The organism is Ruegeria sp. CH10, from assembly GCF_056537125.1.
Window position 1 is genome coordinate 41,418 of the sequence record NZ_JBQFQY010000006.1, and the last position, 13,010, is coordinate 54,427.

At 60.5% G+C, this 13,010-nt stretch carries 14 protein-coding genes; 11 read left to right on the plus strand and 3 right to left on the minus strand.

Features of this window, described 5'->3' with window-relative positions; all coding sequences use genetic code 11:
- Positions 1 to 113 precede the first annotated feature (113 nt).
- The 4 genes from pgsA to ACRZ94_RS16635 are packed head-to-tail and all read left to right on the plus strand — an operon-like array spanning position 114 to position 2,230.
- Positions 114 to 782: a CDP-diacylglycerol--glycerol-3-phosphate 3-phosphatidyltransferase gene (gene pgsA, locus ACRZ94_RS16620; RefSeq protein ID WP_480655638.1), complete on the plus strand. Its 669-nt coding sequence runs from the start codon at positions 114 to 116 to the stop codon at positions 780 to 782.
- Positions 783 to 785: 3 nt separating this feature from the next.
- Positions 786 to 1,031 (plus strand): molybdopterin converting factor subunit 1, encoded by a 246-nt coding sequence (gene moaD, locus ACRZ94_RS16625; protein WP_475207885.1) that lies wholly within the window; start codon positions 786 to 788, stop codon positions 1,029 to 1,031.
- Position 1,032: 1 nt separating this feature from the next.
- On the plus strand, positions 1,033 to 1,479 hold the full coding sequence (locus ACRZ94_RS16630; protein WP_480655635.1) for a molybdenum cofactor biosynthesis protein MoaE: 447 nt from the start codon (positions 1,033 to 1,035) through the stop codon (positions 1,477 to 1,479).
- A 58-nt stretch (positions 1,480 to 1,537) separates the two neighbouring features.
- A complete protein-coding gene (locus ACRZ94_RS16635) occupies positions 1,538 to 2,230 on the plus strand; it encodes a hypothetical protein (RefSeq protein WP_480655634.1) in 693 nt (230 codons plus the stop codon).
- Here the strand turns inward: ACRZ94_RS16635 and ACRZ94_RS16640 are convergent.
- The 3 genes from ACRZ94_RS16640 to ubiA form a co-directional block, all read right to left on the minus strand.
- On the minus strand, positions 2,227 to 2,547 hold the full coding sequence (locus ACRZ94_RS16640; protein ID WP_480655632.1) for a hypothetical protein: 321 nt from the start codon (positions 2,545 to 2,547) through the stop codon (positions 2,227 to 2,229). The two genes, ACRZ94_RS16635 and ACRZ94_RS16640, sit on opposite strands and share 4 nt — an antisense overlap.
- A gap of 1 nt (position 2,548) precedes the next feature.
- On the minus strand, positions 2,549 to 4,450 hold the full coding sequence (locus tag ACRZ94_RS16645; RefSeq protein ID WP_480655630.1) for an OmpA family protein: 1,902 nt from the start codon (positions 4,448 to 4,450) through the stop codon (positions 2,549 to 2,551).
- Positions 4,451 to 4,514: 64 nt separating this feature from the next.
- Positions 4,515 to 5,477: a 4-hydroxybenzoate octaprenyltransferase gene (gene ubiA, locus ACRZ94_RS16650; RefSeq protein WP_480655628.1), complete on the minus strand. Its 963-nt coding sequence runs from the start codon at positions 5,475 to 5,477 to the stop codon at positions 4,515 to 4,517.
- A gap of 12 nt (positions 5,478 to 5,489) precedes the next feature.
- Here ubiA and ACRZ94_RS16655 point away from each other — a divergent pair, with 12 nt between their 5' ends.
- From ACRZ94_RS16655 to ACRZ94_RS16685, 7 genes are all read left to right on the plus strand, one after another.
- Positions 5,490 to 6,215, plus strand: coding sequence for a 16S rRNA (uracil(1498)-N(3))-methyltransferase (locus ACRZ94_RS16655; protein WP_480797869.1), 726 nt, complete (start codon positions 5,490 to 5,492; stop codon positions 6,213 to 6,215).
- Positions 6,212 to 7,060, plus strand: a complete 849-nt coding sequence (locus ACRZ94_RS16660; RefSeq protein ID WP_480797870.1) for a GNAT family N-acetyltransferase — start codon at positions 6,212 to 6,214, stop codon at positions 7,058 to 7,060. Before ACRZ94_RS16655 ends, ACRZ94_RS16660 begins: the two co-directional genes overlap by 4 nt.
- A complete protein-coding gene (locus ACRZ94_RS16665) occupies positions 7,057 to 7,584 on the plus strand; it encodes a hypothetical protein (protein WP_480655623.1) in 528 nt (175 codons plus the stop codon). Before ACRZ94_RS16660 ends, ACRZ94_RS16665 begins: the two co-directional genes overlap by 4 nt.
- A 64-nt stretch (positions 7,585 to 7,648) precedes the next feature.
- Positions 7,649 to 9,019 (plus strand): glutamate--cysteine ligase, encoded by a 1,371-nt coding sequence (locus tag ACRZ94_RS16670; protein WP_480797871.1) that lies wholly within the window; start codon positions 7,649 to 7,651, stop codon positions 9,017 to 9,019.
- A 104-nt stretch (positions 9,020 to 9,123) separates the two neighbouring features.
- Positions 9,124 to 10,191 (plus strand): Hint domain-containing protein, encoded by a 1,068-nt coding sequence (locus ACRZ94_RS16675; protein WP_480797872.1) that lies wholly within the window; start codon positions 9,124 to 9,126, stop codon positions 10,189 to 10,191.
- An 86-nt stretch (positions 10,192 to 10,277) separates the two neighbouring features.
- Positions 10,278 to 11,351, plus strand: coding sequence for a phenylalanine--tRNA ligase subunit alpha (pheS, locus tag ACRZ94_RS16680; RefSeq protein ID WP_480797873.1), 1,074 nt, complete (start codon positions 10,278 to 10,280; stop codon positions 11,349 to 11,351).
- Positions 11,352 to 12,200: 849 nt separating this feature from the next.
- Positions 12,201 to 12,992 carry a CE1 family esterase gene (locus ACRZ94_RS16685; protein WP_480797874.1) on the plus strand — a complete coding sequence of 264 codons (792 nt, stop codon included), beginning with the start codon at positions 12,201 to 12,203 and terminating at the stop codon, positions 12,990 to 12,992.
- Positions 12,993 to 13,010 lie beyond the last annotated feature (18 nt).

Consider the following 13,010-nt stretch of genomic DNA (forward strand, 5'->3'; position numbering starts at 1 on the left):
GCAACTTCGCGATTGCGACCCTTTGCCCTCGGGGCGCTCCAACCGCCTGTGATCGGGTCAGTTTTTTGTCGGGCCGTCTTTTCTGTCCCGACCCGGCGATGTAGGGTCGGGCCATGAAGTGGAACCTGCCCAATATCCTGACCGTCCTGCGCCTGTTGGCGGCCCCCGGCCTTGCCGTGATGTTTTTGTACTTCACGCGCCCCTATGCGGATTGGTTTGCGCTGATCCTGTTCCTGTCGGCGGCCATTACGGATTGGTTTGACGGCTATCTGGCCCGCGCCTGGAAGCAGGAGACCAAGATAGGCGCAATGCTGGACCCGATTGCCGACAAGGCGATGGTGGTGATCGCGCTGATGATCCTTGTGGGGTATTCGACCGAACACTGGACGCCATGGCTGGTGTTGCCCGCCACCGTGATCCTGTTTCGCGAAGTGTTTGTGTCCGGCCTGCGGGAATATCTGGGCGATACGGCAGGCACGCTGAAGGTCACCAAACTGGCCAAGTGGAAAACCACGGCTCAGATGGTCGCCATTGCGGTGCTGTTCTCGCAGGGGATATTCGAACACTACTTTGTCATGGGGTCCTTCGGTATGGATCCCACGATCATAGATCAGGTTCTGACCGGGCAGGTCGACGACCCGTCCCACCTGCGCTGGCACCTTGAGGGGATGTTCTGGTCGGGCCGTATCGGGCTGTGGCTGTTGTGGATTGCCGCAACGCTGACATTGATCACCGGCTATGATTACCTACGTAAAGCCATGCCCCATCTGAAGGAGAGCTAAGCGATGGACGTGCTGTATTTCGCCTGGGTGCGTGAACGCATCGGCCTGCCGAAGGAAAAAGTTGAAACGCAGGCTGAGACGGTCAGCGATCTGGTGGCCGAACTCAGCGCGCGCGAGGATCGCTATGCCGCGGCCTTTGCCGATCTGTCGGCGCTGCGGGTTGCGCTGGATCAGGAGCTTTCGGATTTTGATGCCTCGCTGAGCGGTGTACGCGAGGTGGCGTTCTTTCCGCCGATGACAGGCGGCTAAGATGCGCATCGTGGTTCAGGAAGACGCGTTTGATTTGGGGGCCGAGGCCAACGCCTTTGCCGCTGGCGATGAGGCCGCGAACGGTGCTATCGTGACCTTTACTGGCGTTGTGCGTGACCTGGCCTCGGGCGATCTGGATGTGATGGAGATCGAGCACTATCCCGGCATGACCGAACGCGCCCTGACCAAGATCGCGGCCGAGGCGCAATTACGTTGGTCTCTGGGCGATGTGCTGGTGATCCACCGACACGGGCGCTTGGCCCCGGGGGATCGGATCATGATGGTGGCCACTGCCGCGCCGCACCGCAAGGATGCGTTTGAGGCGGCAGAATATCTGATGGACTATCTCAAATCCCGCGCGCCGTTCTGGAAGAAAGAAATCACCACATCCGGCGCCGATTGGGTGGCCGCCAAGGATGAGGACGAGGATGCGTTGAAGCGGTGGTAGGGACGGTTCCGAAAGCCCCTTGTACTTTTTCAATGGCAACTGCACTGGGGTAGGTCTTTTGAAATTCTATGATCCAAAGAACCGTCTGAAACTGTCATGTTTCGAAGCGAGCCGCGCTTGGTTCGAAGAAGAGAAACCGCTGAAGGAAAAGATCGAAAAAAACCCAGATATCGACCAAGATGAATTCGCGAAATTCCTGAAGGTCTGGCAGTTGTCGCGCACATTCAAACTGTGCAAACGCGAGCCGGTATTAGAGGGGTTAATCGTGCTTGCCGAGAAATACGTAACTCAAGCGCACGTTCTGGATGGGAGCTTCATCGGGGATTTGGACCTGTTTCGCCGAAAAAGGGGAACGACAGGAAAGCCATGTTCGATGGTTTCAAAGTTCTTATTCTGTGCAAAACCGTTGAAATTTTCACCCTATGATCAATACACGCGACGCGCGTTGAATTCATTGGGGGCAAAAATAGCTGTGGCTGACTACGCCGCTTTTTTGGGTGCTTTTGAGCAATTCCATGCGCTTGTTCAAAAAGACATAAGCAAAGAAAAACTTGGGTATGAAGCTTTCACATTTGGCAACAAGAAATTCGAGAGCAATGCGCTGTTCACCCGCCGGGTAGCAGACAAATACCTAATGTTACTGGGCGGGTTCGGCGATGACCGAATGGTGGAAAGCGTCACCAAAATTAAGGACAAATTCCCGAAGGAAACGCTTGAAGCTTATGCAAACGCATTGAACCCGATGGGCTAGTCCGCGTTGTTAATTCGTCCGCGCAGTTCTTCGGCCTCTTGGCGTGCGGCGCGTAGCCCGTCCATGGCGGCGTCCAGTTCGGCTTCGGTCTGGGTCAGTTGGTTGGTCAGTTCGGCCTCACGCTGTTGCAGATAGGTGATGGCCTGATCGCGGGTTTCTTCGGCCTCGTGCAACTCTTGGCTCATGCGGTCCAGATCGGCGACGTCGCTTTGGCGCACGCGGGACAGGCGATGGGCCAGCCAGTTGGCGAACCATCCCATGCAAAAAGCCGCGAACAGGATGATGGCGGTGGCGATGATGAATTCGATACGGTTCAACTTACTGGTCCCCTGCATCCGCGTCTGAGGCGGTATTGTCCGTCTGTTCGGCCTCAATCACGTCCAACCCGGTTTCGGTGTCTTCCACCGGTTCGGGCCGGATCAGGCGGAATTCGATACGGCGGTTTTCTTCGCGGCCTTCTTCGGTGCCGTTATCCGCAATTGGCTGCGTTTCGCCATAGCCGACAGCGGAATAGCTGGCAGTGGGCACACGCCGCCCGCGCAGCTCATTCAGGATGGATTGCGCCCGTGCCTGACTCAGCTGCTGGTTCATCTCTTCGCGGCCCTGACTGTCGGTGTGGCCCTGAATCTCAAGCCGGATGGGGCCGCATTCCCGCAAGATGTCGGCAATCCGGTTCACCGTATCACGCGAATCTGACGCGACGGTGGCCGAGCCCGGTTCGAACGCGATTTTGGTGCTGGCCTGCACGTCGGCGATGCGTTCCTCGCACACGTCCGGATCGGGCAGGGCGTCTTCGGGTTCAGGCGGTTTCTGATACGTGATCGACAGAGAGTATTCCTGCGCATCGCCCAGCTTTTCCGACAGCAGACCAGCGATTTGCGCGCGGGTGGCAGGATCGTGGCTGATGCCGGTCAGGATCAGATCGTCCGGCGTAACCGTCAGCGCCCCGTTATGCAGTTGGGCCAGCGCCTCAAGCCCGGCCAGAACCCGAACCGGCCAGCCCACTGGCAGGTTCTCAGGCGCGACGCGGGTTGCGGTGTGAACCTGTTCCGAACCGAATGCCGCGCGGGCATAGCTGTCTACCATGTCGCGCTGGGTCTCATCCCCCAGACGCCCGCGCATCTGCACCAGACCTTCGGGGCTGCGGGTGGCGGTGAATTCGGGGGGGCCGGCCTCTGCTTCGGTTTCGGGCTTTGGCAGGATGGCGTGCAGGGCGAAAACCGGGGGCAGTGCATTTTCAAGCTCGCCCACCACGCGGTCAAACGTGCCGGAGGCGGTGCCCTGGGCTGCGGCAAGCGTGATATCTGCGTCCGACATGGTCACCGATCCACCCCCCAGCTCGGCCAGAGCTTTGATGCTGAGCACCGCAGCTTCGGACCAGCGGGGTGAGGGCACGCCCAGCCCGATGGTGCAGCTATAGGGGCCAGTCATACCAGCCTCTTGCGCGGCGGCGACAATCGCATCGCGCGCCGTTTCATCCTGCGCCGAGCAGGCATCGAACTGGCCGCCCTCGGCGTTGATCAGAAAGCGCAGGGTAAAGGGAGTGATCACCGGACGCGGGGCCGAGATCGACAGGCCCAACCGCAGACTGGGCGGTGCGGCGCGGGTCAGGTCCTGCTCCAGCCGTTCTTTTTCCTGCTGACTGTCGGCAATGGCGGTGATCCTGACCAGACCCGGGCTGGCCGAGATCTTGGCGCGCGGCAGCCGGACCAGCGCATCCACTGCGTAAGAAATCGCATCATCCCACCCTTCGGGCTTGGGATAGTCGGCGGTTTCCATCAGGTCTGAAACCGGGGTGCCGCCATCCAGATCCTGCAGTTGTTCGACAAGGTCCTCGCGGTCCTCGCTGGCTGGAATCAGGCCGATTACGGAAATCCCGCTGTCATTGCGCAGAATTTCGGCCGAAAAGCGCGGCGCGGCCAGTTGGGTGGTGGGTGCCACCCTCATCTCATCGATCACGCGCGAGGTGTCGACCTCGGTACCTGCGGCGGTCAGGGCATTGAAGCGCGTGGCTTCATCCGTCGCTGTACCGGTCAGCACCACGCGCAGCCCGTCAGAATGCACCTCGGCCCAGTCATGCCCTTTCAGGTCCAATGCGCGGCGCACCGCGAATTCGGACGTTTCTTCGACCTTGGTCACCGCGAAACTGGCGGCCAGCAGGCACAGGCCTGCCGACACAAAGAAGATAAAGGCAGCAGCAATGAAATAGGGCAAACGCATGTGCGGGTTAACGACTCCTCAGGCGATTGCGCAAACTCTTACAGAGCCGCGCGCATGGGTGCAATCAAAGCAGAAGCGCGACGCAGAGGAAGATCAGCGGAATAAGGCCGGTGTCCCGGTTGGCGCGGAACAGCTGCAGCAGTTTCGCGTTGTCCTCGGTATCCAGCCCGCGCAATTGCCATGCCATATGCCAGCCCATGGCCCAGGGCCCGGCAAGTGCCACGGCCAGCGCCAGAATCGACGCCTGAGACAATGCGCCATCGATGATGGCAAGCCCCATCAGGAACACCGTTGCCACCAGGAAATACTTCAGCCAGCGCGCTGTATCCGTGCCGAACAGCCGGGCAGTGGATTTGATGCCGATCAGCTCGTCATCCTCGGCGTCCTGATGGGCGTAAATTGTGTCATAGAACAAAGTCCACGCGATCCCGGCCAGATAGAGCGTGATCGCTGGCCCGCCCACCGTGCCGGTATGCGCCGCCCATGTCAGCAGAATGCCCCAATTGAAGGCTAGGCCCAAGAACACCTGCGGCCACCACGTAAAGCGTTTGGCATAGGGGTAGATCGTGACCGGCAGCAGCGACAGAACCCCCATCGCGATGGCCGCCTGATTGAAGGTCAGCAGAATTCCCAGCGCCAGCAGGCATTGCAGCCCCATCCAGATCACCGCCTGCCGCACGCTGACCTGCCCGGACGGGATCGGGCGGGATCGGGTGCGCTCGACCTGCCCGTCAAACTCGCGGTCGGTGATGTCGTTCCACGTACAGCCCGCCCCGCGCATCAGAAAGGCCCCGATGGCGCAGCCGATGGCGATCCACAGGTCCTCCCAGCGCGGGGTGCCGGTGCTGAGGATGGCCAGCGCCAGACCCCACCAGCACGGAATCAGCAGCAGCCATGTGCCAATGGGCCGGTCCGCGCGCGACAGGCGCAGATAGGGGCGGGTGAATGCGGGCGCATATGTGTCGACCCAGTTGCCGCTGACCGCATCTGCGACCTGACCGTCTGGTGTTGGGGCGTTGCCTTGCATATGTACCGTCTCATGAGTGCAAAGATCAGACTGTATGTAGAGCACCCTCTGGGTCCGGGGCAATCCGTTGATTTGACGCGCGAGCAGGCGCATTACCTGTTCGGCGTCATGCGTCTGGCTGTTGGGGGCCTTGTGGCGCTGTTCAACGGCACCGATGGTGAGTGGCTGGCCGAGGTCGTGCAGGCCGGAAAACGCGGCGGGGTACTGACCTGCGTCGAACAGACCAAGCCTCTGCAATTGCCGCCTGATCTGTGGCTTTTGTTCGCGCCGATCAAAAAGGCGCGCACGGATTTCATTGTTGAAAAAGCCGCCGAGATGGGTGCCGCGCGCATCCTGCCGGTACAGACTGAGTTCACCAATTCCGAACGCATCCGTCAGGACCGCCTGCAAGCCCATGCGGTTGAGGCGGCGGAACAATGCGGCGGCACCTATGTGCCCGAGGTTGCCGATCTGCAGCGATTGGGCCGGGTGCTCGACGCATGGCCCGAGGGCCGCCAGCTGATGTTCTGTGACGAGGCCGAGGTCGGCTCGGCCCTGCGACTGGCAGCGCAGGAAAAAGGCCAGCCCTGGGCGATTCTGATCGGACCCGAGGGCGGCTTTTCCGACCGCGAACGCAAGCGCCTGACCGGGTTGCCCTTTGCCCATGTGGTCAGCCTTGGCCCGCGCATTCTGCGCGCGGATACGGCAGCGGTGGCGGCGCTGACCATGTGGCAGCAGGCGTTGGGGGATTGGGCGTGACGTGGCGACCGGCCCAGCAGGCAGATGTCCCGATTATTGATCGGTTCCTATCTGAGCATATCCAGACCTCGATGTTTCCGCTGGCGAATCTGCGCGACTATGGCTTGCGTGGCGCGGATCGGCGGGCTGTGCATGTCTGGGTGCTGGGCGACGGCCCGCGCGCTGTCTTTGCCATCACCAATGAGGGCATGGTCTTGCCACAATGCCCCGATTGCTCGGATCAGGAACTGGCCGAAGCGGTTGGGTTGATCCGGGGGCGCAACCTGTTTGGACTGGCTGCTGAGGCAAAGCAGGCACACCGGATCATGCAGATCGCGGGGTGGGAGGGCCGCCCCGCCACGCTTAACAGCGATGAGCCGGGCTTTACCCTTTCGCTGGATGATCTTGTTTTACCGGATACCATCGGCGCGCGGATTGTGCCCTTGGGGGATGTCGACCCTTCGGTTCCTGTCAGGTGGCGCAAAAACTATCTGGTCGAGGCGATGGATTTCGCCCCCGACCGGGCGCAGAGACAGGCGAAACTGGATATTGAGGCGTACACACAGCGCGACTCGCACCGGATTTTGCTGGTTGATGATCAGCCCGTGGCCATGACCGGCTTTAACGCGCGCCTGCCCGAGATTGTGCAGATCGGAGGTGTCTATACGCCGCCCGAGCTGCGCGGGCGCGGTTACGCCCGGCTGGCCGTCGCACTGCATCTGGTCGAGGCGCGGACGGCAGGCGTCAGTCGCGCGGTGTTGTTTGCGGCTTCTGATTCCGCCGCGCGTGCCTATATCGGTATTGGTTTTAAACCCGCGGGCCATTACTCGTTGATCTTGTTCACTAACCCAAAGGACCCGGCATGAGCTTCATCCGACCCGAAGCCAAACTAACCCTGTGGCGCTGGCGCGAGGTGCTGGCAGCGGGCCTTGTCCTGCTGGTGGGCCTCAGCTGGATCGGCGGTCCGGGCGGGTTGTTGGGTTGGATGGGCTGGGTGCTGGTCGTAGTGGCCGTGGCGCTTGCGGTCATCGGCGTACAGCGCGCCCGCTTTCGCACGGGTGCGGGCGGCCCTGGCGTTGTCACCATTGACGAAGGGCAGATTACCTATCTAGGCCCGCTTGATGGCGGCATGGTGGCCGCGCGCGAGATCGAACGGCTGGCGCTCGACCCCACCGCCTCGCCTGCGCATTGGGTGTTGGAACAACCAGGGCAGCCCGTGCTTCACATTCCTGTGAATGCCGAGGGGGCCGAGGCGCTGTTTGACGTCTTTTCCGCTCTGCCTGGACTGAAAACCGAACAAATGCTGGCCGAACTGAACGGTGGCGCACTGCATCCCGTGGTGATCTGGGAACGCCATCCGATGCGCCCCGCACATTTGCGGCTGCATTGACACTGGCGGCATTTCCCCCCACGACTGGCCCAAAGACAGACACATCAGGATCGGAGAGCGGTTCATGTCCATCCCTCAGTCCGGCGGCGGGCCGATCGAACGCCATGAGCAATTGGCCGAATATCTGGAATCGGGCTGCAAGCCCAAAGCCGATTGGCGCATCGGGACCGAGCATGAGAAGTTCGGCTATTGCAAAGACACGCTGAAACCGCTGCCGTTCGAGGGTAAACGCTCGATCGTGGCGGTTCTTGAGGGGTTGCGCGACCGCCACGGCTGGTCCGAGGTGCGCGAGGCCGACAAGCTGATCGGTCTGGAGAAGGATGGCGCGAATGTCAGCCTGGAACCCGGCGGTGCGCTGGAATTGTCGGGTGCGCCTTTGGAAACCATCCACGAGACCTGCGATGAGGTGAACACCCATCTGCGTGAGGTGAAAGACATCGCCGATGAGATTGGCGTGGGTTTCATCGGTCTGGGCGCGGCCCCGATCTGGACCCATGACGAGATGCCTTTGATGCCCAAGGGCCGGTATCGGCTGATGAACGACTATATGGAAAAGGTCGGCACCATGGGCCGCGCCATGATGCGGCGCACCTGTACGGTTCAGGTCAATATCGACTTCGGGTCCGAGGCCGACATGGTGCAGAAATTGCGCGTGGCGCTGGCGCTTCAGCCGGTGGCGACGGCGCTGTTTGCCAATTCGCCGTTCTTTGAGGGCAGGCCCAACGGCCAGAAAAGCTGGCGCAGCCATATCTGGCGGCATCTGGATGATGCGCGGACGGGCATGCTGCCTTTCGTGTTCGAAGAGGGCTTTGGGTTCGAGCGCTATGTGCAATACGCGCTCGATGTGCCGATGTATTTCGTCTACCGCGACGGTCAGTATATCAACGCGCTGGGCATGTCTTTCCGCGACTTCCTTCAGGGCAAACTGCCCGCGCTGCCCGGTGAGACGCCAACGCTGAGCGATTGGGCCGACCACCTGACCACCGCCTTCCCCGAGGCCCGCATCAAGAAATACATGGAGATGCGCGGCGCCGATGGCGGCCCGTGGCGCAGGTTGTGCGCCTTGCCGGCCTTCTGGGTCGGTCTGACCTATGATCAGGGTGCACTGGATGCGGCGTGGGATCTGGTCAAAGGCTGGGATGCGGAAACCCGCGAGGAACTGCGCGTTCAGGCCGCGGTTCAGGGCCTTCAGGCGCAGGTCGGCGGTATCAACATGCACGATCTGGCGCGCGAGGTTGTTGCGATCTCTGAGGCGGGCCTGAAATCTCGTGCCTTCCCCGGCGCAGGGGGTCTGGTGCCGGATGAGACCCATTTCCTGAACGCCCTGAAGGAAAGCATCGAGACAGGCAAGGTCCCTGCAGATGAGTTGCTGGATCACTACAAAGGCGACTGGAACGGCGATCTGACGCGGATTTATCCCGAATACAGCTATTGAACGGGCGGCACTGTTAAGCAGGTATTTGCCAGACTCTGACTTTTGGTTTTGAAATCAAGCCAGCCCGTCGGATACTGGCGGAAATCCGTTTGCAAGAGTGACCAATGGCCCGCATCAGCGAACTTCACTATTCCAATGCCTACGCGGCATCCTCAGGTGAAAGTGAATTTCTTGAGGTTGCGCTGCGGTCCGACGAAGACCCGGCGGACTTTACCGTTTCGTTCTATCAGGCCAATGGCCAGGTCGGCATCGAAATTCCGCTGGACGACCCCAATGTTCAGGTCTCGGTCGATCCGGACAATGGCGAATTGGTCTATGTCATCTCAGCGGATGACTTCCCCATCCTGCTGACCGATCCTGATGGGGGCGGAGTCAATAATTTCGAAGCCTATGCACTGACCAACACAGAGACCAATGAAGTCATTGATTTCTATGATATTGGTGGCGGTACTCAGAATATCGAGGCACAGAACGGCGCGGCTGCGGGCGCGACCTCGGTCAATCTGCCCGTTCTTGTCGCGCCGGGTCAGACCACGACATCACTGCAATTCAACCAGCCCGATCCCGATACTCTGGTCTATGAGGCGGTTGATCCCGGCGATTCCGGGGCGGCATGCTTTACCGCTGGCACTTTGGTGGACACACCGCATGGGGCCCGGCGGATCGAAACGCTGTTGCCGGGCGATTTGGTGAACACGTCGGACCACGGCGCACAGCCCGTAAGGTGGATCGGGCGCAGTGACGTAAGCGGGTTGGGACGTTTTGCACCGGTGCTGTTTCAGGCCGGGGTACTTGGGGCCATGACAGATGTTCTGGTGTCGCCGCAACACCGCATTCTTATCTCTGACTGGCGCGCGGAACTGATGTTCGGGGAAAGTGAAATACTGGTCCCCGCCAAAGCCCTGATCAACGGAACCACTGTCAGACCGGCCCCTTGCGACACTGTCTCTTACGTGCATTTGCTGTTCGACAGCCATCAGTTGGTGACGACCTCCGGGCTGGTATCCGAAAGCTTTTTCCCCGCGCAGGAAGGGCTGGCCAGCTTGCCATCCGACACGGCCGAAGAGCTGTTTGCGCTGTTTCCAAACCTGCGCCGAACGCCCGAGGTTTATGGCAGTGCCGCACGCCCGGTGCGTCAGGACAGAACCGTGGCTTTGTTGCGCTCGGCCTAGGCGCGTCTCTGGCCCCCTCTTGCTTTCGCGGGCTGCTGTGATAGCAGGACCACAACAGCATTCAAGGGCCACGGGCAGGACGCGTCATGGACGATCTTAAAGCAAAATATCTGGGGCAGATTTCCGAAGCGGGCGATGAGAACGCGCTTGAGGCGATCCGCGTCGCTGCCGTGGGCAAGAAAGGCGAGGTCGCGCTGAAGATGCGCGAGCTGGGCAAAATGACCCCCGAGGAACGTCAGGTCGCAGGCCCCGCGCTGAACGCCCTGAAGGACGAGATCAACTCGGCACTGGCCGCGAAAAAGGCGGCGCTGGCCGATGCCGCACTGGATGAGCGTCTGCGCACCGAATGGCTGGACGTCACCCTGCCGACCCGCGCGCGCCGTCAGGGCTCGATCCACCCGATCAGCCAGGCGACCGAGGAACTGACCGCGATTTTTGCCGAACTGGGCTTCTCGGTGGCCGAAGGGCCGCGCATTGAAGACGACTGGTACAACTTCGACGCCCTGAACATCCCCGGCCACCACCCTGCGCGGGCCGAGATGGACACGTTCTACATGCACCGCGCCGAAGGCGACGACCGCCCGCCGCATGTGCTGCGGACCCATACGTCGCCGGTTCAGATCCGCTCGATGGAGAAACAGGGCGCGCCGATCCGCGTCATCTGCCCGGGCGGCGTGTACCGTGCCGATTATGACCAGACCCACACGCCGATGTTCCATCAGGTCGAGGGGCTGGCCATCGACAAAGATATCTCGATGGCGAACCTGAAATGGGTTCTGGAAGAGTTCGTGAAAGCGTTCTTTGAGGTCGACGATGTAGAACTGCGCTTCCGCGCCTCGCACTTCCCTTTTACCGAGCCGTCGGCCGAGGTCGATATCCGCTGTTCCTGGGATAACGGCCAGCTGAAGATCGGCGAGGGCGACGACTGGATGGAGATCCTGGGCTCGGGCATGGTCCACCCCAAGGTGATCGCCGCCGGTGGGATTGATCCGGACGTCTATCAGGGTTTCGCCTTCGGGATCGGCATCGACCGTCTGGCGATGCTGAAATACGGGATTCCTGATCTGCGGGCGTTCTTTGACAGCGACCTGCGCTGGCTGCGCCACTATGGGTTTGCGGCGCTGGATATGCCGAACCTGCATGGTGGTTTGTCGCGTTGAGTGAGTTATTCTCCAGTGCTTGGGAGTTGTTGGGGCCAGCAAGGGAATTCGTTGCAGCGATAGCAATTTCAGTTCTGACTTCTCTGATCTTAAGATTTTTGCAGGAACGTGTGAGTCTCATTTGGGGCTCGACCAGTACAAACTTTCATCATTTCCCTTTAGGTGAAGATGCTGGAAATGCATCAATTTGGACGGAGAAGTTCTACGTACAAAACCAAGGTAGGAAACCCGCTCGTGAAGTTGAGGTCGTTTTTAATACGCCTCCGACCAGTTATAATCTTTGGCCGCCACGAGATCACAGTAAGAAGGTTTTGGAGAACGGGAACTTCGTTCTCCAAATTCCTTCGATAGCTCCGAAAGAACTTCTTATTGTTGATATGATCGACATTAACTTGAACGATACAAGGATACTGGCGGTTAACTGCCCAGAAGTGCTGTCGAAGCCAGTCGAGTTTCAAACTAATCGACAATTCGGAAAGCTGTTTAACACGTTGGTTGTGTACCTATTGTTTGCGGGCTTGGTGGGTACAATATATTTTGTTCTTAGGATAACTCTAGGCGACTAGCAGATCGACGCTGAAAGCGCGGAGCAAAGGCCGATAGGCCGCCGCGCTATCGGTCGTTCATTGCGGCGCCATTGGTTCGAGCCCAATGGACGACACCGCCCGGACGGGCTGGCGATTTGTCTCCACCAGTGCGACGCTCGAACAGCGCTCGGATTTGGCAGGCATAAAGTGCCTAATACAAACCTTGGATCGCCACCCCGCGGTCTGGCGACAGCGCGGCTTGTTACAGGTTCCCACAGGGTTGTGACGTGACAGGCGGCGTCAGGTGGCTAGGGTCGGGCGCATGATGTACCGACTGCTCTGCCTGTTTCTGCTGACCGCCACACAAGCCGCCGCCGCCGGTTGCCATGGCGATACCGCCTGCCCTGTGGGCGACCGCTCGTACCATGTGCTGGAGCCTGAGGGGTGGGATGGCGAAACGCCTCTGCCCGTGTTGCTGCATTTCCACGGCTGGGCACGGCAGGGCACCGTGGTGGTGAACCATGAGCGTATCGCAGGGGCCACGAAGCTGCGCGGTGTGCTGCTGGTGGCGCCGAATGGGGCCAACAAGACCTGGAATTTCTGGACAGCGGACACGCGGGATGTGCCCTTTGCCGACGCGGTGCTAATGGATGTGACGAAACGCTATCCGGTGGACCCTGACCGCATTTATGTTTCGGGGTATTCCTTCGGCGGCGCGATGGCGTGGCGCTATGTGTGCCAGTCGGGCAATGACGTCGCTGCCCTGCTGGCCGTCGCGGGCAGTATTCGACAGACTGAAGACTGCCCCGAGGCCCCGCGCGAGGCGCGCCACGTGCATGGCCTGAGCGACACGGTCATGGATTTCCCCTTTGGAACCGATGGTGATGCGACCTATCCGGTGGCCCTGTGGCGCGCGGCCTATGACTGCCACGACGCCACCCCGCGCGGTGATTGGAGCGTGGTGCCGATCCTGACCCTCAGCCGGGTGGAATGGACCGACTGCGCGCGCGGGCAAGTCACGCTGGACACCCATCCGGGCGGGCATTTCATCCCCCATGGCTGGATCGGGCGGCAATTGGACGAGCTTTTGGGCCGCACCCCCACCTATCCGTGACGCGCAGCGCTTGCACCT